Annotated in this window: 14 protein-coding genes and 1 tRNA gene; 5 read left to right on the forward strand and 10 right to left on the reverse strand. The window is 65.0% G+C overall.

The annotated features are described in order from the left end of the window. Window positions 1-392: 392 nt before the first annotated feature. Window positions 393-469 (reverse strand) — tRNA-Pro (locus YU3_RS0102710). Window positions 470-659: 190 nt separating this feature from the next. On the opposite strand from YU3_RS0102710, the gene YU3_RS0102715 reads away from it, so the two are divergent. Further along, a complete protein-coding gene (locus YU3_RS0102715) occupies window positions 660-2,897 on the forward strand; it encodes an AGE family epimerase/isomerase (protein WP_027164795.1) in 2,238 nt (745 codons plus the stop codon). 68 nt (window positions 2,898-2,965) lie between these two features. Here YU3_RS0102715 and betB read toward each other — a convergent pair whose 3' ends face one another. The 5 genes from betB to betI are packed head-to-tail and all read right to left on the reverse strand — an operon-like array spanning window position 2,966 to window position 9,240. Then, window positions 2,966-4,429, reverse strand: a complete 1,464-nt coding sequence (betB, locus tag YU3_RS0102720; RefSeq protein WP_027164796.1) for a betaine-aldehyde dehydrogenase — start codon at window positions 4,427-4,429, stop codon at window positions 2,966-2,968. A 48-nt stretch (window positions 4,430-4,477) separates the two neighbouring features. Then, window positions 4,478-6,130, reverse strand: a complete 1,653-nt coding sequence (betA, locus tag YU3_RS0102725; RefSeq protein ID WP_027164797.1) for a choline dehydrogenase — start codon at window positions 6,128-6,130, stop codon at window positions 4,478-4,480. Next, entirely contained in the window at window positions 6,123-7,127 is a 1,005-nt protein-coding gene (locus YU3_RS0102730; protein ID WP_036257709.1) for a threonine/serine dehydratase, read from the reverse strand. Before YU3_RS0102730 ends, betA begins: the two co-directional genes overlap by 8 nt. Further along, window positions 7,124-8,653 (reverse strand): choline-sulfatase, encoded by a 1,530-nt coding sequence (betC, locus tag YU3_RS0102735; protein WP_027164799.1) that lies wholly within the window; start codon window positions 8,651-8,653, stop codon window positions 7,124-7,126. The genes YU3_RS0102730 and betC overlap by 4 nt, the downstream gene beginning before the upstream one ends. Further along, a complete protein-coding gene (gene betI / locus YU3_RS0102740) occupies window positions 8,650-9,240 on the reverse strand; it encodes a transcriptional regulator BetI (protein WP_027164800.1) in 591 nt (196 codons plus the stop codon). Before betI ends, betC begins: the two co-directional genes overlap by 4 nt. Window positions 9,241-9,429: 189 nt before the next feature. Here betI and YU3_RS0102745 point away from each other — a divergent pair, with 189 nt between their 5' ends. From YU3_RS0102745 to YU3_RS0102755, 3 genes are all read left to right on the forward strand, one after another. Continuing rightward, window positions 9,430-10,596, forward strand: a complete 1,167-nt coding sequence (locus YU3_RS0102745) for an acetyl-CoA acetyltransferase (protein WP_027164801.1) — start codon at window positions 9,430-9,432, stop codon at window positions 10,594-10,596. A 53-nt stretch (window positions 10,597-10,649) separates the two neighbouring features. Next, entirely contained in the window at window positions 10,650-11,654 is a 1,005-nt protein-coding gene (locus YU3_RS0102750; RefSeq protein ID WP_027164802.1) for an asparaginase, read from the forward strand. 113 nt (window positions 11,655-11,767) lie between these two features. Beyond that, window positions 11,768-12,580 (forward strand): methyltransferase domain-containing protein, encoded by an 813-nt coding sequence (locus YU3_RS0102755; protein ID WP_027164803.1) that lies wholly within the window; start codon window positions 11,768-11,770, stop codon window positions 12,578-12,580. 99 nt (window positions 12,581-12,679) lie between these two features. Here YU3_RS0102755 and YU3_RS0102760 read toward each other — a convergent pair whose 3' ends face one another. Continuing rightward, entirely contained in the window at window positions 12,680-14,056 is a 1,377-nt protein-coding gene (locus YU3_RS0102760) for a TIGR03808 family TAT-translocated repetitive protein (protein WP_027164804.1), read from the reverse strand. Between the two features lie 106 nt (window positions 14,057-14,162). Here YU3_RS0102760 and greA point away from each other — a divergent pair, with 106 nt between their 5' ends. After that, on the forward strand, window positions 14,163-14,645 hold the full coding sequence (gene greA, locus YU3_RS0102765; RefSeq protein WP_027164805.1) for a transcription elongation factor GreA: 483 nt from the start codon (window positions 14,163-14,165) through the stop codon (window positions 14,643-14,645). A gap of 6 nt (window positions 14,646-14,651) precedes the next feature. Here greA and YU3_RS0102770 read toward each other — a convergent pair whose 3' ends face one another. From YU3_RS0102770 to YU3_RS0102780, 3 genes are read right to left on the reverse strand one after another with little or no spacing between them, the layout of a single operon-like run. Then, the gene (locus tag YU3_RS0102770) at window positions 14,652-14,879 is read right to left on the reverse strand and encodes an AbrB/MazE/SpoVT family DNA-binding domain-containing protein (RefSeq protein ID WP_036257713.1); all 228 of its coding nucleotides are present in this window, start codon (window positions 14,877-14,879) and stop codon (window positions 14,652-14,654) included. A 59-nt stretch (window positions 14,880-14,938) separates the two neighbouring features. Beyond that, window positions 14,939-17,062, reverse strand: a complete 2,124-nt coding sequence (scpA, locus tag YU3_RS0102775; protein WP_027164807.1) for a methylmalonyl-CoA mutase — start codon at window positions 17,060-17,062, stop codon at window positions 14,939-14,941. Continuing rightward, window positions 17,059-18,501, reverse strand: a complete 1,443-nt coding sequence (locus tag YU3_RS0102780) for a methylmalonyl-CoA mutase subunit beta (protein ID WP_027164808.1) — start codon at window positions 18,499-18,501, stop codon at window positions 17,059-17,061. The genes scpA and YU3_RS0102780 overlap by 4 nt, the downstream gene beginning before the upstream one ends. Between the last annotated feature and the right edge of the window lie 197 nt (window positions 18,502-18,698).

An 18,698-nucleotide genomic window follows, 5' to 3' on the forward strand; every position in this document is an offset into this window, starting at 1 on the left:
GCGAGAAGGTCGCGCCTGCGCCTCGTCGACGCTGCGACGCTGAAGAAGGGGCCGCACGCCACCAGCACTTTTCCGATCGGGTTCGGCTCGCCTTGTCGCGAACGCCGGATCGATCGTGCTGATCGGCTTGGCTGTTTTTTCCCCTCTGAGCTTCGAAATCCAGGAGCTTGCGAACCGAAACATAGTTCTGGCCGTCGAACTGGTAGGGCTGCAGGGCCTCAATCGGGAAAAATGTCGGAGCCGGCTTTGGCCTTAAGTTTCCCCAGCGGCAGGGGTTGTCCCGCTCCTGCCGTTTGCGTGCTGGAGGCAGACCGGGCGGCTGACTGGTTTTTATTTCTGTGGGGAAATCTGTGGGGTAGCGAAAGTCGGTGTCGCTAACCCATTGTTTTTTCTGGTCGGAGTGGCAGGATTTGAACCTGCGACCCCCTCGTCCCGAACGAGGTGCGCTACCAGGCTGCGCTACACTCCGTGACCAGACCGCGGGCTTATAGCTGCCGCTTTCCGATCCTGCAAGCGGCAATGGCAGTCCTTCTGTCGCATTTCCTTTCTTTCGCGAAGCTTGCCTGAATGGCATAGGATTTGGCTGTCGGCTAAAGGGGGACTTAAAGGCTTTATCATAAGTCCGACCCCATCGGAGCCGGATTTTGACAGGGTCGTTCATGAGCCAGCGCATCGTCAGTTTCGTCATGAGTGGCGGCGTCGGTTCGCGGCTGTGGCCGCTGTCGCGCGAGGACAATCCCAAGCAGTTCCATGACTTCTCGGGCGATGGCTCGATGCTGGCCAGGACCTTGCGCCGGCTGGCGGCGCGGTCCCAGGGCGAGACACCGATCTTCCTGATCGCTTCGGAACGCCACGCCGAGCGCGTCCATGCCGACCTTGCCGGCCTCGATCTTGCCGGCGGCGGGCCGCTGTTCGAGCCGACGGGCCGCAATACCGCGGCCGCCGTGGCGCTTGCCAGCCTGCGCACGCTCTCCGAACATGGCGACGAGCTGGTGCTGGCCGTGCCGTCCGACCACGAGATCTCGACGCCTGGTCAGTTCTGGCAAAGCATCGAGGCGGGCGCGGCCGCTGCAAATGCCGGCCGCCTCGTGGTGTTCGGCCTCAAGCCTACTCAACCCGAGACCGGCTATGGCTATATCGAGGTCGGGGCCGACAGGGACGGCGTCTTCGATGTCTCGCGCTTCGTCGAGAAACCCGATCTCGCCACCGCGCAGTCCTATCTCGAGGCCGGCAGTTTCTACTGGAACACCGGCATCTTCCTGTTTCGCGCCGGCGCCATGCGCGATGCCTTCGCTGCCCTCGCGCCGGAGATCTGGCAAGCGACGGAAGCCGCCTACAAGGCGGCGACCAGCGATCTTTCCGGTCTCTATATGCCGCTGGAATTTTACTCGGCCATCCCCTCGACCTCGATCGACTACGCCATCATGGAGCGTGCGAAGGACATCGCCATGGTGCCAGCCGGCTTCCGCTGGAACGATCTCGGCTCCTGGCAGTCGCTGCTGGATGTCGGCCCGTCCGACGGGCAGGGCAACGTCATCGTCGGCGACGTCGTCGCCATCGATTGCGAGAACTCCTATATCCGCGGCGACGGCCGCCTGCTTTCGGCGATCGGCATGAAGGACGTCGCGATCGTTTCGACAGCCGATGCCACGTTCGTCGCGCCGGTCAGCCACAGTCAGCACGTCAAGAAGATCGTCGAGCAGCTGGAGAAATCCGGCCGGCTGGAGACGAGGTTCACGCCGGCGCCCGACCGCGTCATCGAGAGCGGCGCCTGGCAGCGACGCGTGCGCCACTGGCTATTCGACGAGACATTGCCGCTATGGTCGACGTCGGGCGTTGACCAGCACTATGGCGGCTTCCACGAGGCGCTCGGCTTCGATGCCTCAGCGCTGATGAAACCCAAGCGCATGCGCACGCAGGCGCGCCAGGTCTACGCCTTCGCGGTTGCCAAGGAGCGCGGCTGGGACGGGCCGGCGGACCGTCTGATTGCGCACGGCATCGACTTCATGGCCGGTCAGGGCCGCACCGAGCGGGGCGGCTGGGTGCGTACGCTCAACATCGACGGCTCGGTCGCCGATCCGGTCGAGGACGCCTACGACCATTCCTGCGTGCTTCTGGCGCTGGCGCACGCCCACATGTCGGGCCATCCCGCCGCCTTGCGGCTCGGCGAGGAGACGTTTGCCTTCCTCGATGCGCATCTCGAAGACAGCCGCATGACCGGCTTTCTGGAAACCTCCGACGGCGCGGAGGAACGGCGTTCCAACCCGCATATGCATCTGCTCGAAGCTTTCCTCGCCTGGCACAAGGCGACCGGCGAGCGCGCCTATCTGCGCCGGGCCGCGCGCATCATCGACCTCTTCCGCAGCCATTTCTTCGATGCCGAGAGCTGGACGCTGGGCGAATATTTCGATGAGGGCTGGAAGCCGGCGGCGGGCGAGAAGGGGACATGGACCGAGCCTGGCCACCACTTTGAATGGGCCTCGCTGCTGGTCGATTTCGCCGCCCGCAGCGGCCAGAGCGAACTCACCGCCTTCGCCCGCAAGCTTTATGCCTCGGCCATCGCCAACGGCCTCAACCGCGCCACCGGCCTCGCCTATGGCGCGGTCTCCCGCCAGGGCCTGCCGCTCGACACGGTCTCGCGCGGCTGGCCGCAGGCCGAGGCGGTGAAGGCGGCGATCGCACTGGACGGGTCGGGCGGGCCGGATCTCAAGCCCGAGATCGAGGCGCGCGTCGGCCGCCTGTTCCGCTGGCACATCGACCCCGCCCCGCTCGGCCTGTGGATTGACCGCATCGACGAGCGCGGCCGCTCACTGGCGACCGAGGTGCCCGCCAGCATCTTCTACCACCTGGTCTATGCGCTGACGCAGTATCTGGACGGGACTGCGGGGAAGGGATGAGGCGCTGAAGCTGCCAATCTCCCCGCAAGGGGGAATTGGCTGTCCCTCGGCTTTCGCCAATCGCCGGCTCAGTAAGGCGCCGCCACGTCCCCCGTCTCGACATAAACCGCCTTCAGCTGCGAATAATGCGCCAGCGCGGCAAGCGAATTCTCCCGCCCGATGCCGGACTGCTTGACGCCGCCGAAGGGCATTTCCACCGGCGTGAGATTGTAGGCGTTGATCCAGCAGGTGCCGGCCTGCAGCTCGGCGATCACCCGGTGCGCGCGCGGCAGGTCGCGGGTGAACACGCCGGCCGCGAGCCCGAATTCGGTATCGTTGGCGCGCTCGATCACCTCGTCCTCGCTGTCGAATTTCAAGACGCTCATCACTGGTCCGAAAATCTCTTCCTGCGCAATGCGCATGCTGTCGGTGACATTGGTGAACACCGTCGGCTCGATGAAGAAGCCGCCCTCGAAACCTTGCAGCGACGGCACGTTGCCGCCGCAGGCGAGGTTCGCCCCATCCTGCTTGCCGGCTTCGATGTAGGACACCACCTTGTCCTGCTGCGCCTTGTTCACCAGCGGCCCCATCTGCGTTTCCGGGTCGAGCGGATCGCCGATGCGGATCTTCTTGGTGCGCTCGACCAGCCGGTCGACGAAGCGGTCATGGACGCTGCTCTGCACGAAGACGCGCGTGCCGTTGGAGCAGATCTGACCGGTGGAGTAAAAGTTGCCGAGCATGGCGCCGCCGATGGCGTTCTCGAGGTCGGCGTCGTCGAAGACGATCAGCGGCGACTTGCCGCCGAGTTCCATCGTCGCCTGCTTCATCTTCGAGCCGGCAAGCGACAGCACCTTGCGGCCGGTCGGCACCGAGCCGGTCAGCGAGACCTTTGCCACGACGTCGTGGCCGACGAGACCGGCGCCGACATCGCCATAGCCCTGCACGACGTTGAACAGCCCGTCGGGCAGGCCAGCCTCGCTGTAGATCTCGGCCAGCGCCAGTGCCGAAAGCGGCGTGTTCTCCGAAGGCTTGAACACCATGGCGTTGCCCATGGCTAAAGCCGGCGCCGACTTCCAGCCGGCGATCTGGATCGGATAGTTCCAGGCGCCGATGCCGACACAGACGCCGAGCGGCTCGCGCCGTGTGTAGGCAAACGGCCCGCCGAGATCGATCATCTCGCCGTTGAAGGCGGCTAGCGCGCCGGCGAAATATTCGAGACAATCGGCCGCGGAAGGCGCGTCGGCCACCAGCGTCTCCTGGATCGCCTTGCCGGTGTCGAGCGTCTCGATCCGCGCCAGATCGGCGTTGCGGGCGCGCAGGATGTCGGCGGCACGGCGCAGGATGCGGCCGCGTTCGACTGGCTTCAACCGCGCCCAGGCCGGCTGCGCCGCGCGGGCGGCCTCGATTGCCAACTCCAGCACGTTCGGCGTCGCTGAATGCAGCGTCGCGATGGTTTCGCCCGTCGCCGGATAGATCACCGGCAGCGGCGCGCCGCCTTCATCCTCGATGTAGCGGCCGTTGACATAATGCGATGCCGTTGGCTGGGCGCGCATGGCTTTCTCCAGATATTTCGCCGAGCGGGCGGTCTGCCCGACAATGCCCTATCGGTCCGCCACCTGCCAGCGCGGATTGATCCACGGTTCCTGGTTGGATGGCGGCAGCGGCGTGCGGCCGAGGATGTGGTCGGAAGCCTTCTCGCCGGTCATGATCGAGGGCGCGTTGAGGTTGCCGTTGGTCACCCTCGGGAAGATGGAGGAGTCGGCGACGCGCAGGCCCTCGACGCCGATCACCCGGCATTCAGGATCGACGACGGCGGTCAGGTCGTCGGCGCGGCCCATCCTGCAGGTGCCGCATGGGTGGTAAGCGCTCTCGGCGTGGTCGCGGATGAAGGCGTCGAGCTCATCATCCGACTGCACATGGCTGCCCGGCGAAATCTCCTTGCCGCGGAAGCCGTCGAAGGCCTTCTGGCCAAAGATCTCGCGCGTCAGCCGGATGCAGTGGCGGAACTCGCCCCAGTCGTCCGGGTGCGACATGTAGTTGAAGCGGATCACCGGCGTCGTCTTCGGGTCGGGCGAGCGCAGGCTCACCGAGCCGCGCGACTTCGAGCGCATCGGGCCGACATGGGCCTGGAAGCCATGCGACTTCGCGGCCGACTTGCCGTCATAGCGCACAGCCGCCGGTATGAAGTGGTACTGGATGTCGGGGTAGTCGACGCCGGCCTGCGAACGCACGAAGGCGGCCGCCTCGAAATGGTTGGTGGCGCCGAGTCCGGTCTTGAAGAACAGCCACTGCGCGCCGATCAATGCCTTGGAGAAAGGATTGAGCACCGAGTTCAGCGTGATCGGCTTGGTCGATTCCTGCTGGATATAAAGCTCCAGATGATCCTGCAGATTGCGGCCGACGCCCGGCCGGTCGGCGACCACCTGGATGCCGTTTTCCTTGAGATGCGCGCCCGGGCCGATGCCGGACAGCATCAGGATCTTCGGCGAATTGATCGACGACGCCGCCACGATCACCTCACGCCGCGCCTTAACGACCTGAATCTTTTTGTCAGCTTCGATCTCGACGCCGACGGCGCGTTGATTCTCGATCACCACGCGTCGGGCGAAACCCTTGAGCAGGCTGACATTCTTGCGTTTGAGAGCCGGCTTAAGATAGGCGTTCGCAGCCGACCAGCGGCGGCCGCCGAAAATGGTCTGCTCCATCGGCCCGAAGCCTTCCTGCTTGGCGCCGTTGTAATCGTCGGTCAGCTCGAAACCGGCCTGGCGGCCCGCTTCGACGAAGGCGCCGTAAAGCGGGTTCATGCGCGTGCCGCGCTGCACATGCAGCGGGCCGCCATGACCGCGCCAGCCGTCCTCGCCGCCGTTGGCATCCTCCATGCGCTTGAAATAGGGAAGCACATCGGCGAAGCCCCAACCGGCAGCACCTTGTTCGGCCCAGTGGTCGAAGTCGTGCGCATGACCGCGCACATAGACCATGCCGTTGATCGAGGACGAGCCGCCGATCACCTTGCCGCGCGGCGTCGCCAGCACGCGGCCGCCGAGATGCGGTTCCGGCTCGCTGGCGAACCCCCAGTCGTAGAGGCTCATGTTCAGCGGGATCGACAGCGCAGACGGCATCTGGATCAGCGGCCCGAAATCGGTGCCGCCGAACTCGATGACGATCACCGAGTTCTTGCCGTCCTCCGACAGCCTATAGGCCATGGCCGAGCCGGCGGAGCCGGAGCCGATGATGACGAAATCCGCTTCAAGCATTGTTCATATGAGCCATGAAATCGGCGAGCGAGACATTGCCGCCGGTAGCCACAATCAGGACGGTCTTGCCGGCCACATTCACCTTGCCGCCGAGAAGGGCGGCGAGCGATGCGGCGCCCGAAGGCTCCAGCACCAGCTTCATCCGCTCGAAGGCGATCTTCATCGCCCGCCGCACCGAGGCGTCGTCGACGGTGACGCCGCGCACCCCGGCAGCACTCACCGCCGCGAAGGGCGCGTCGCCGGGCTTGCGCGCCATCAGCCCGTCGCAGATCGATTTCGGCCCGATCGGCATCGTTTCGATCGCGCCATGCGCCAGAGACGAGCCCATCCCGTTGAAACCGTCCGGCTCGACGGCGATGATCTTGGTCTTCGGCGACAGATAGTGGAAGGCCAGCGAGACGCCGCCGATCAGCCCTCCGCCGCCGACCGAACAGAACACCAGGTCGGCATGCGCTTTCTTCGCCGCAAGTTGGTCGAGCGCCTCCAGTCCGGCGCCGGCCTGGCCGGCAACGATCTCGGGATCGTCGAAGGGATGGAGCAAGGTGAGGAGCTCGGTTTCGGCGATCTCGCGCGCCTTGGCGGCGGCGACCTCCTCACGGGCGCGGTCGCCATGATCCGTCAGCACCACCCGCGCGCCATAGCCGGCGGTCGCGTCGCGCTTGGCGGCGGGTGCGTCGATCGGCATGACGATGGTGACGGGAATGCCGAGCGCCTGGCCGGCCGCCGCCAGTCCTTGCGCGAAATTGCCGGAGGAATAGGCGACGACCCCCTTTTTCGCCTCATCCGGCGACAGCCGGTTCAGCCGCCAATAGGCGCCGCGCACCTTGAAGGAGCCAGCCCATTGCAGCGACTCCGGCTTGACGAAGATGCGCGCCGCGCCGGTCTCCCTGGCGAGGGCTGCAGATTCCAGCAGCGGCGTCATTTGCGTGGCCGCCGAGGTGACGGCATAGGCCTGTTTCAGGTGGTCGAGGGAGGGAACCAGAACGTCTGCCATCATTCGCCTCGCGGATACCGTTTGCTTTCCTCGAGATTGTCGAGGTTCATGTGATTGCGCATGTAGCGCTCCGATGCCTTCTGCAGCGGCTGGAAATCCCACGGGTAGTAGGCGCCGTTGCGCAGCGCCGGATAGACGACCCAGCGGCGCGCCTGGCTTTCGCGCACCGCGGCGTCGAAGGCGGCCATATCCCAGCGCGCCCGGGCCTTTTGCGTGAACGTGGCGACCAGCGCAGCGTTCGCCGGATCGTCGGCAAGGTTGTCACGCTCGAGCGGATCGGCTTCGAGATCGAACAATTGCGGCGGATCGAGCTCGCAATGGACGAACTTGTATTTGCCGTCGCGGATCGCGACCAGCGGCGCGTAGGAGCCCTCGGCCGCGTACTCGATCAGCACCGGCGCGATGCGCTGCTTGCCGCCGAGAAGCGGCACCAGCGACTGGCCGTCCGTCCAGGGCGCGATTGCCGCGATGTCGATGCCGGCCAGGTTGCAAAGCGTCGGCGTCACGTCGAGATTGGAAACCGGCGCCTCGATGAGGCCGGCCGGCACGCCTTTGCCGGCGATCATCAGCGGCACCCGTACCGAACCCTCGAAGAAGCTCATCTTGAACCACAGGCCGCGCTCGCCGAGCATGTCGCCGTGATCCGAGCAGAACAGGATGGTCGTGTCGTCGAGCATGCGGGTGCGCGCGAGAACGTCCATAAGCTCGCCGAGCTTGTCGTCGACATAGGAGATGTTGGCGAAATAGCCGCGCCGGGAACGGCGCACCTGCTCGGGCGTGATGTCGAAAGAACGGTAGTCGCTGGCGCGGTAGAGCCGCTGCGAGTGCGGGTCCTGCTCGTCATGGCTGATGAACCCGGTCTCGGGGTCCAGCGCCTGGCAATTCTCGTAGAGATCCCAGTACTGCTTGCGCGCTACATAGGGATCGTGGGGGTGCGACAGCGAGACGGTCAGGCACCAGGGCCGTCGGTCCGCGTCGTCCTGCTCCCGCGACAGCTGATAGAGCTTCTGCGTGGCCAGGAACACGACTTCGTCGTCATACTCCATCTGGTTGGTGGTTTCGGCGACACCCGCGCCGGTGACCGAGCCCAGATTGTGATACCACCAGTCGATGCGCTCGCCGGGCCTGCGGTAGTCGGGCGTCCAGCCGAAATCGGCCGGATAGATATCGGTCGTCAGCCGCTCCTCAAAACCGTGCAGTTGGTCCGGCCCGACGAAATGCATCTTGCCCGACAGGCAGGTGTAATAGCCGGCGGCGCGCAGGTGGTGAGCGAAGGTCGGGATCGAGGACGTGAACTCAGCGGCGTTGTCGTAGACCTCGGTGCGCGACGGCAATTGCCCGCTCATGAAGGAGGCGCGGCCAGGCGCGCAGAGCGGCGAGGCGGTGTAGTTGTTGGCAAAACGCGCCGAGCGCGCGGCAAGCGCCTTCAGATGCGGCACGTGCAGGAAATCTGCCGGACCGTCCGGGAAGAACGTGCCGTTGAGCTGATCGACCATGACGATCAGGAAATTGGGTCGCCGGGTGGTCAAGGCAGGCTCCGTCCATTGAGCTTGGTTTCGAGATAGTCCTCGACGAGCGCGATCGCGGTCCGCGCATCGGGCACGCCGTCCTTCAGCGCGCGCCGAATGTAGAGCCCGTCGATCAGCGCCGCGATCGCTTCGGCCACGCGGCCGGCCTCGGCCCTCGGCAGGATACCGGTCAGGCCGCTCATCAGGTTCGAATGCAGCCGCCGCGCATAAATGCGCAGCAACCGCCGCAGCTTGGACGATTTCTGCGCCTCGACATAGAAGGCGAGCCAGGCGGCAATGATCTGAGGCTGGAACTGGCCGTCGGAGAAACTGACGGCGACGACGGCCGAGACTCGCTGGCGCGGCGTGACGGTGTGGCCGAACGCGTGCCTCGTATCGGTGTTGAGCTCGGCCAGGATGTGCCGCATCGTAGCGAACAGCAGCTCGTCCTTGGCGCCGAAATAGTGATGCGCGAGCGCCGACGACACGCCGGCGCGGCCGGCGATCTCCGACATCGTCACGTCCAGCGAGCCGTGCTCGCCGATCGCTGAGATCGTCGCGTCGATCAGCGCCCTGCGGCGCAACGGTTCCATTCCGATTTTCGGCATCTGGGAGATCCGGTTCCGCAGTGAGATTATTTTTTATTGACGGATCAATCAACAAAAAATCGGCGCCGCGATCAACCGATCGTGTCGCTCTGGCCTATCCTTTGGACTGGAAAACGGTTCACTATTGAACAATATTGAATCTCATGCCGCGATCGGACGTGCTAGGCTTCGCGGCAAATGGAGGCTGTTATGACCGCATGCATCGTCGGCTGGGCGCATTCGCGCTTCGGCAAGCTCGAAGGCGAGACGCTGGAGGGTCTGATCACTAAAGTCGCCGTCGAGGCGCTCGACCATGCCGGCATCGGTCCGGACGACGTAGACGAGATCGTGCTCGGCCATTTCAACGCCGGCTTCTCGCCGCAGGATTTCACTGCCAGCTTGGTGCTGCAGGCCGACGACCGGCTGCGCTTCAAGCCGGCGACGCGCGTCGAGAATGCCTGCGCCACCGGTTCGGCAGCCGTCAGGCAAGGCATCCGCGCCATCGATGCCAACGCCGCGCGTATCGTGCTGGTCGTCGGCGCCGAGCAGATGACGACCACGCCTGGTCCCGAGATCGGCAAGAACCTGCTCAAGGCCTCTTACCTGCCGGAGGACAGCGACACGCCGGCCGGCTTTGCCGGCGTCTTCGGCAAGATCGCGCAGGCTTATTTCCAGCGCTATGGCGACCAGTCCGATGCGCTGGCCATGATCGCCGCCAAGAACCACAAGAACGGCGTCGACAATCCCTACGCCCAGATGCGCAAGGATTTCGGCTATGAGTTCTGCCGCCAGGAAAGCGAAAAGAACCCGTTCGTCGCCGGTCCGTTGAAGCGCACCGATTGCTCGCTGGTCTCGGACGGCGCGGCCGCACTTGTGCTCACCGACACCGCGACGGCGCTCAGGATGCGCCGTGCCGTGACCTTCCGGGCCAACGAACACGTCCAGGATTTCCTGCCGATGTCGAAGCGCGACATCCTTTCCTTCGAGGGCTGCGAGCGGGCCTGGGAGCAGGCGCTCAAGAAGGCCGGCGTCACGCTCGACGATCTTTCCTTCGTCGAGACGCATGACTGCTTCACCATCGCCGAATTGATCGAATACGAGGCGATGGGCCTGGCCAAGCCCGGCGAGGGCGCCAAGCTGGCGCTGGATGGCACGACGGCCAAGGACGGCCGCCTGCCTGTCAATCCTTCCGGCGGATTGAAGGCCAAGGGCCATCCGATCGGCGCGACCGGCGTCTCGATGCATGTGCTCACCGCCATGCAGCTTGTCGGTGAAGCCGGCGGCATCCAGGTGCCGGGCGCAAAACTCGGCGGCATCTTCAACATGGGCGGCGCGGCGGTCGCCAACTACGTTTCCATCCTCGACCGGATCAGGTAGAAGCGGCCCGCATTAAAACGGCGCGCCCCATGGGCGCGCGTGCGGGAGGCAACATGACGAATCCGGTTCTGGTCGAAGTCACGCGCGGCGCGGTGGTCGAAAGCGCGCACCGCGGCGCGGTGTCGGTCTTCGACGCCGACGGCAAGCCTGTCTGGGAGATCGGCGATACGGAGCGCCCGGTGTTCCCACGCTCCGCAGTGAAGGCGATCCAGGCATTGCCGCTGGTCGAATCGGGCGCCGCCGACGCCTATGGCTTCGGTAACCGCGAACTGGCGCTGGCCTGCGCCTCGCATTCGGGCGAGCCCGCCCATGTCGAACTGGCCACGGCGATGCTCGCCAAGGCAGGCCTCGACAGAAACGCGCTGGAATGCGGCGCGCATTGGCCCTCGAGCCATGATGCGACCATCGCACTCGCCCGCGCCGGTGGCGTGCCGAACGCCTTGCACAACAACTGCTCCGGCAAGCATTCCGGCTTCCTTTGCACCTGCGTCCACGCCGGCATTGCCCATCGCGGCTACGTCAAGGCCGGCCATGCGCTGCAGGAGATGGTGCGCGACGCCATGCAGTCCGTGACGGGGGCCGCGCATGACGTCGACCATTGCGGCACCGACGGCTGCTCGATCCCCACCTATGCCGTGCCGTTGAAGAACTTCGCACAGGGCTTTGCCCGCATGACGACGGGCAGGGGTTTTTCGCCCGAACGCGCCAAGGCGGCGAAGCGGCTGCTTTCGGCGTGCATGGCCGAGCCGTTCCTCGTCGCCGGCACCGGCAAGGCCGATGTCGCGCTGATGCAGGCAGCACCGGGCCGAATCTTCGTCAAGACCGGCGCCGAAGGCGTCTATTGCGCGGCATTGCCCGAACTTGGCTTCGGCATCGCTTTGAAATGCGACGACGGCGCCGGCAGGGCGGCCGAGGTGACGATCGCCGCGGTGCTGGCAAAGCTGCTGCGCGGCGATGAAGCGCTTGCGGCAAAGCTTACCGAGGTCGCCCATCCTTCGGTCGAAAGCCGCATCGGCGCCAAAGTCGGCTTGCTGCGGCCAACAGCGGCGCTCAACTAGGGGGCGGATTCCTCTTTCGACAAGTATGCTGCTGGCCGCCTCGGTCGAGAACCAGCAAAGGTCGCAGTTTGTATGCTAGCCTCGCGGTCCATCAAACGGGCGGGATGCTGACTATGCTGGAAGCGGACAAGGTGTTTGCCGGGTCGATCCCGGAAAATTACGATCGCCATATGGTGCCGCTGATTTTCGAACCATATGCCGCGGATATCGCGCGGCGGGCGGCGTCCTTCTCACCCGTCGCCGTTTTGGAAACCGCCGCGGGCACTGGGGCCGTCACCCGCGCCTTGGCGCCGAAACTCTCGCCTAGCGCCAGCTACACCGTAACCGACCTCAACCAGCCGATGCTCGACTACGCGGCTTCGCGCCAGGGCCCCGACAGCCGCATCACATGGCGGCAGGCGGATGCCCTGAAGCTGCCATTCGACGATGGCGCCTTCGACCTCGTCGGCTGTCAGTTCGGCGCCATGTTCTTTCCCGACCGCATCGCTGCCTATCGCGAGGCAAAGCGGGTCCTGAAGCCAGGCGGGCATTTCCTGTTCAGCGTCTGGGATCGCATCGAGGAGAATATCTTCGCGGATGACGTGACGAATGCTCTTGCGAGGATTTTTCCGAACGATCCGCCGCGCTTCCTGGCGCGCACGCCGCACGGCTACCACGACAAGGCACTGATCCACAGCGATCTGAAGGCCGCTGGGTTCTCCGATGTGGTGATCGATACCAGAGCCGAGCAGAGCCGCGCACCCTCGCCGCGCGTTCCGGCTGTTGCCTATTGCCAGGGAACCCTTCTTCGCAACGAGATCGAGGCCAGGGAGGCAGGAAGATTGGCGTCCGCGACCGACTACGCCGAATCCGTGATCGCCGACAGGCACGGCAGCGGCGAGGTTGCCGCCAAGATCCAGGCGCATATTATCGTGGCTGTGGCCTAAAGCGCGTCGCGCTGAAACGGATTCAGGCGACGTGCTTTAAGTTTTTGTTTGATGCATGTCGTTGTCCCAGAACCGCTGCGCACTCCTGGGCGACATGCATCAGCTCACCTTGTTGCGCTCGACGGTCAGATGCGCGTAGCCACTATCGCTGGACTTGGCGAGGTCGCCCGTCACCGGATCGGCCCAGCGCTGGCCGATAATGGCGCCGTTCTTCGCGCCGTCTATGACATTGTCCGAGATGACCGCGGTGCCGGAACCTTCGACGACGGAAACGACGATGCCGGTGCCTGCCTGGCGGATGATGTTTCCGGTCGCCACGACATTGCGCAAATATGGCCCCCAGCCAAGCTGCATGCCATAGAGCGGTGCGTTCTCGACGACGTTGCCGGAGACGGTCGTGTCGGCTTCGGCGCTGATGCCGACGCCGAAGCCGGGCGGATCGGCGGTGTAAGGGCCGGTGGTCGAGAGGTTGCGCACGATATTGTTCGAGCAGACCGCCATGCGGCCGCCTTCGTTGAAGTTGACGATCGAGATGCCATTGGCCGCGCCGTCGACCAGATTGTTGCTGAGGATCGCGCCTTCGAATGAAAATTCCGAATAGATCCCGGTCTCGCCCGAGCGCGAGCACGTGTTGCCGGTGATCTGCAAATTGCTGGCGCTGTTGGCGCGCACCGCGGTGAAGGCGCAGTCTGAGACGACGTTGCCGGAGATGATGACATTGCCGGCGCGGAAGGCGTTGATGCCGTTGCCGTTCTGGCCGGTGCCGCCGCTGCGCGCGCCGATGCGCTGGACGCGATTGCCGCTGACGATGGTGCCGTCCTCCGCCGCTTGCCAGCGATGCACCAGGATGCCGCCATTGGCGCAGTCGGAAACGGAGTTGCCGGAAATCTCCAGTCCGCCGGCCTCGACCGAATAGATGCCGGCATCCGCCGCGCCCGAAATATCGGATCGGCCGACACGGCCGACGACATGCTCGAGCGCCAGTCCGTTCTTGCCGCTGCCGGTCACCTGGCAATTATCGATGACGAGATGGGCGACGCGGCGCAGGTCAAGCAGCCCTTGCGAGTAATCCGCCAGCCAGCGGTTGGCGCCGTCGAGAACAAGCCCGCTCAACTCGATGTGCTCGGCCTGTTCGGCCATCATCAGATGGCCGTTGCCGCCATAGACGATGCGCGTCGCGCCGGGCACGCCCGACAGGCGCACGCGGGCCGGCAGCTTGAGGTTTGAGACGAGATAGGTTCCGGGCGGCAGGAATACCGGCTGGTCGCGGTCGCTGGCCTCGGCCAGCAGCTTGGCGAAAGCCTTGCTCTGGTCGTCGACCGCGCCCGGCTGCACGCCGATCTCCGTGGCGTTGATCGACCCGCGCATCGCGGCCATCTCGATACCCGGCAGCGCCTTCGCCGATGCCTTGCCGGCGAAGACGCCGGCGACGGCGAAGCCGGCAGTCTGGGCAAGCAGCGTTCGTCTGTTCAACATCGGCACAGGTCCTGGCGTTTTGCCCTGTATGTCGCAGGAATCGTGCCAAGGCAGACTTGCCGGCAAACCGCTTGTGCAGTCGCCTCGCCAAGCCTAAGTTCGTTGCATGAGCAGAGCTTTTACGCGCGAAGAAGATAGCGAAAACGCCATTGCCGGCGTCGGCGAACGGCCTGTCAGTTCACACCGCAATCTGGTGACGGAGCGGGGCCTCGCGATGATCGAGGACAATCTCGCCGACCTGCGCGACTTGATGGCCAAGGCCGAAAGGCGCGGCGATCGCGAGCGCCTTGCGGTGGTGTCGCGCGACCTGCGCTACTGGACCGCGCGGCGCGAGAGTGCCGAGCTTTCCGTGCCGGAACCGGGCAGCGACGTGGTGCGTTTCGGGATGGGCGTTACGCTGGAAGGCGATGACGGCAAGAAGGTGCACTGGCGCATCGTCGGCGAGGACGAAGCCGATCCATCAAAAGGCAGCATTTCCCATGTCTCGCCGATGGCCGTGGCGCTGTTCGGCAAGAAGATTGGCGAGGTCGTCAAGGTTAACGGCAAGGAATGGGAAATCGTCAAGCTCTCCGACAGGGCCGAGAGCTAGCCGCCTCTACTTTGCCAGCTTCCACAGTGCGGCTTCGTATTTGTCCATGATATCGCGAGCGGCGTCCATCTGACGTTCGACGTTGTCGCGGACTGGCCTCAGAATGACCCCGTCGTCAGTTTCGATGATCTGAAGCTGGTCGCCAACTTGAAGGTTCAAGCTATCGAGCATTTCCTGCGGCACGATGACAGCTCCAGATCCGTCCTCGAGCTCCCGGATGATCGTCTTCACCATAGTCGCGCTCTGGTTGTATTCTGATCATAGAACAACTTTGTTGCTAATTTGGCAAGCTCTCACCGATTGGCCAGCAACCGATCCATCAGCCGGTTCGCCGCTTCCGGGATAACGGTTCCCGGCGGGAAGATTTCCGCCGCTCCCGCCTTGAGCACCGCATCGTAATCCTGCGGTGGGATGACGCCGCCGGCGACGATCAGCGTGTCGCCGTGGCCGAGTTTCTTCAGCGCTTCCTTGAGCTCGGGGATCAGCGTCAGATGGCCGGCGGCCAAAGAGGAGGCGCCGATGATGTCGACATCGTGCCGCACCGCCAGCTTCGCGATTTCGTCCGGCGTCTGGAACATCGGCCCGACGGTGACGTCGAAGCCGAGATCGGCAAAGGCGCTGGCGATCACCTTCTGGCCGCGGTCGTGGCCGTCCTGGCCCATCTTGGCGACGAGGATGCGCGGCTTGCCGCCGGATTTCTTTTCGAACGCGTCGATCTTCTCCTGCAGCCGCTCGAGCGCCGGAGTGTCGCCCAGCGCTTCGCGATAGACCCCGGAGATGGTCTGCACCGCCGCCGTGTGGCGACCGAACACTTTTTCCAGCGCCAGCGAAATCTCGCCGACCGTGGCGTTGGCGCGCGCGGCGCGGATGGCGAATTCGAGCAGGTTCTCGCCGCTTTCGGCCGCGCGGGTGAGGGCCGCCAGCGCGTCCTCGATCGCTGCGACGTCGCGTGTGCCCTTGAGCCGCTGCAGCTTCGCCAATTGCCGGGCCTTCACTTCGGCATTGTCGATCTTCAGCACATCGACTTCGATATCGGTCTGCGGCCGGTGCGCGTTGACGCCGACCAGAATTTGCTCGCCGGAATCGATGCGCGCCTGCGTGCGCGCGGCCGCTTCCTCGATGCGCAGCTTTGGAATGCCTTTCTCGATCGCTGCCGCCATGCCGCCGAGGCTCTCGACCTCCTCGATATGGGCCAGCGCGCGCGCCGCCAGGTCATGCGTCAGCCGTTCGACATAGGCCGAGCCGCCCCATGGGTCGATCATGCGCGTGGTGCCGGATTCCTTCTGCAGGACGAGCTGCGTGTTGCGGGCGATCCGCGCCGAATGGTCGGTCGGCAGCGCCATCGCCTCGTCGAAGGAATTGGTGTGCAGCGACTGGGTATGTCCCTGCGTCGCCGCCATCGCCTCGATCATCGTGCGGGTGATGTTGTTGTAGGGGTCTTGCGCCGTCAACGACCAGCCCGATGTCTGGCAATGGGTGCGCAGCGACAGCGAGCGCTCGTCCTTCGGCGAAAAATTCTTCTTCATCAGGCTCGACCACAGCAGCCGCGCGACCCTGAGCTTGGCGACCTCCATGAAGAAGTTCATGCCGATCGCCCAGAAGAAGGAAAGGCGCGGCGCGAAGCGGTCGATGTCGAGGCCCGCGGCGACCCCGGCACGCGCATATTCGATGCCGTCGGCGATCGTATAGGCAAGCTCGAGGTCCGCCGTCGCTCCGGCTTCCTGCATGTGGTAGCCGGAGATTGAGATCGAGTTGAACTTCGGCATATGCTTGGAAGTGTAGGCAAAGATGTCCGATACGATCCGCATCGAAGGTTTCGGCGGATAGATGTAGGTGTTGCGGACCATGAACTCCTTCAGAATGTCGTTCTGAATGGTCCCGGCCAGATCCTTCTGCGCGACGCCCTGTTCCTCCGCCGCCACGATGTACAACGCCATGATCGGCAGCACCGCGCCGTTCATGGTCATGGACACGGTCATCTCGTCGAGCGGGATGCCGTCGAACAGCTGGCGCATGTCGAGGATGGAATCGATCGCCACGCCTGCCATGCCGACATCGCCGGCGACGCGCGGATGGTCGCTGTCATAGCCGCGATGCGTGGCAAGATCGAAGGCGACCGACAGGCCTTTCTGGCCGGCGGCGAGATTGCGCCGGTAGAAGGCGTTGGATTCCTCCGCCGTCGAGAAGCCGGCATATTGCCGAATCGTCCAGGGCTGCTGGACATACATGGTGGGGTAGGGGCCGCGCACGAAGGGCGGCATACCCGGATATGTGTCGAGATTGTCGAGCCCCTTGAGGTCGCCTTGCGTATAGAGGTGTTTGACGGCGATGCCTTCCGGCGTCATCCGCTGCCCTTTGAGGTCCGTTGGCGCGCGCCGCGGCGCCGACCAGCCGATCTGGCTGAAATCCGGGATCATGATCCGGCCCCGATCGACTGATCGATACGCACTGGAAACAGCGGCTCGCAGGTCGCCACGCCCTCCGTCAGCGCCGGCCGTCGCTCCCGTGGCAGTGTCTCGACCGGCCGCTCGTTTGGCGCGCGATAGAGCGTCGTGCCGACAATGCCGCGTTCGCCCGACCGATAAGCGCCGTTGCGCTTGGCGGCGGCAGTCTGCACGCGGTTCTGGATATGGCCCTGCCGCAGGCTGGCGAGCACGCCGCCCTCGGCCTCGATGCGCTGGAATTCCTCCCAGGCAGCAGCGCAAAGATCGTTGGTCAGCGCTTCGACCGCGCCTGAGCCGCCGGCGGGGTCGGCGACATGGCCGACATGGCTCTCCTCGGCCATGATCAGCTGGGCGTTGCGGGCGACTCGGCGAGCAAAGCCGGCCGGCAGCCCATGCGCGATCGTGTGCGGCAGGATCGAAATTGAATCGGCGCCGCCCGTTGCCGCCGCGAAGGTCGCGATCGCCGTGCGCAAAATGTTGGTCTCCGGATCGGCCATCGTCATCATGCGATAGGAGGTCTCGGCATGGATGCTGGCGGTCGAGGTCGGGATCGAGCAGGCCTCCTGGATGCGCGCCCACAGCTTGCGCAACGCCCGCACCTTGGCCATCGACAGGAACTGGTCCTGATCGACGCTGAGCGCGAAGCCGATATACGGCGCTGCGTAGACGAGAGGCTGGCGCGCCTTCTCGAACATCCTGAGATAGGAGACGGCGGACGCCATCATCGTGCCGAGCTCTTGCGCCTCGGTGGCGCCGGCATTGTGGAAGACGCGGCCGTCGGCCTCTAGCAGCACGCCCGGCACGCCCATCGAGAAGAAATGCGCCAGCGACTGCGGCATCGATTCCTGCAGCGCCTCGATCGAGGTGCGCAGCCGCCCGGTGCCGGCGAAGATCGCTGCCGGGTCGATGCCGAAGGAAAGGTTGAGCTTGGTCGGATCGGACCGGCGGCGGCTCAAGAAAGCGAGCAGCCAGTCGGCCACGGCGCGGCTCCACGGATGCGCGTCGATGCGCACCTGCACGCGGTTCAGCGGCACGCCGTCGAGCACCGTTTCCAGCGCTTGGGCGGTGCGCGGCAGGCCGTAGCCGAAAGCGTTGGGCGCGCCCTCGAAGACAAGCGACAGGCCGGTCGCCCCCTGGGCGATGTCTTCCAGGGCTTGCGCGCTGGCCCGCGCAATGTCCGGGTCGTCGACGCGCTGGCTGACGATCCAGGGAGCTGTCGGATTTGTGCGCGGCAGCGGCTCGGCGGTCGTCGAGCGCTGGCTGAGCGGCTCGATGCGGATGCCGTCATCGGTGTGGGAAACAAGCTTTTCCTCGAAGGAACCGCCGGCGAGCCCCTTTTCCGCCAGCGCCTGCCAACGCTTGGCGTCCGGGTTCGGAAGGTCGACATCCCTGGTCAAGGCGCCGGCGCCCATCGCTCTCCTCGCTTCTCGGCCGCATCAGCCGGATCCAGCCAATCTAAGGTCGGGAACCGGATATCACAATGCATCATCCGTCCGGGTTCTCTTGCGGCCAGCTAACCGATTGCCAAACATGCGCAAGATCCGCAAGCGCCAAGGGCCAAATTCGGAGCCGGCCCAAACTCGATGCTGGCCATTGCCGCCTGCCGATT

The sequence above is a fragment of the Mesorhizobium sp. WSM3224 genome (genome assembly GCF_000427725.1).
Classification (GTDB): Bacteria; Pseudomonadota; Alphaproteobacteria; order Rhizobiales; family Rhizobiaceae; genus Mesorhizobium.

Coding starts and splice junctions, on each gene's coding strand:
- YU3_RS0102715 (WP_027164795.1), top strand. CDS start 660: ATGAGCCAGCGCATCGTCAGTTTCGTCATGAGTGGCGGCGTCGGTTCG.
- betB (WP_027164796.1), bottom strand. CDS start 4,429: ATGCGCGCCCAGCCAACGGCATCGCATTATGTCAACGGCCGCTACATC.
- betA (WP_027164797.1), bottom strand. CDS start 6,130: ATGCTTGAAGCGGATTTCGTCATCATCGGCTCCGGCTCCGCCGGCTCG.
- YU3_RS0102730 (WP_036257709.1), bottom strand. CDS start 7,127: ATGATGGCAGACGTTCTGGTTCCCTCCCTCGACCACCTGAAACAGGCC.
- betI (WP_027164800.1), bottom strand. CDS start 9,240: ATGCCGAAAATCGGAATGGAACCGTTGCGCCGCAGGGCGCTGATCGAC.
- YU3_RS0102745 (WP_027164801.1), top strand. CDS start 9,430: ATGACCGCATGCATCGTCGGCTGGGCGCATTCGCGCTTCGGCAAGCTC.
- YU3_RS0102750 (WP_027164802.1), top strand. CDS start 10,650: ATGACGAATCCGGTTCTGGTCGAAGTCACGCGCGGCGCGGTGGTCGAA.
- YU3_RS0102755 (WP_027164803.1), top strand. CDS start 11,768: ATGCTGGAAGCGGACAAGGTGTTTGCCGGGTCGATCCCGGAAAATTAC.
- YU3_RS0102760 (WP_027164804.1), bottom strand. CDS start 14,056: ATGTTGAACAGACGAACGCTGCTTGCCCAGACTGCCGGCTTCGCCGTC.
- greA (WP_027164805.1), top strand. CDS start 14,163: ATGAGCAGAGCTTTTACGCGCGAAGAAGATAGCGAAAACGCCATTGCC.
- YU3_RS0102770 (WP_036257713.1), bottom strand. CDS start 14,879: ATGGTGAAGACGATCATCCGGGAGCTCGAGGACGGATCTGGAGCTGTC.
- scpA (WP_027164807.1), bottom strand. CDS start 17,062: ATGATCCCGGATTTCAGCCAGATCGGCTGGTCGGCGCCGCGGCGCGCG.
- YU3_RS0102780 (WP_027164808.1), bottom strand. CDS start 18,501: ATGGGCGCCGGCGCCTTGACCAGGGATGTCGACCTTCCGAACCCGGAC.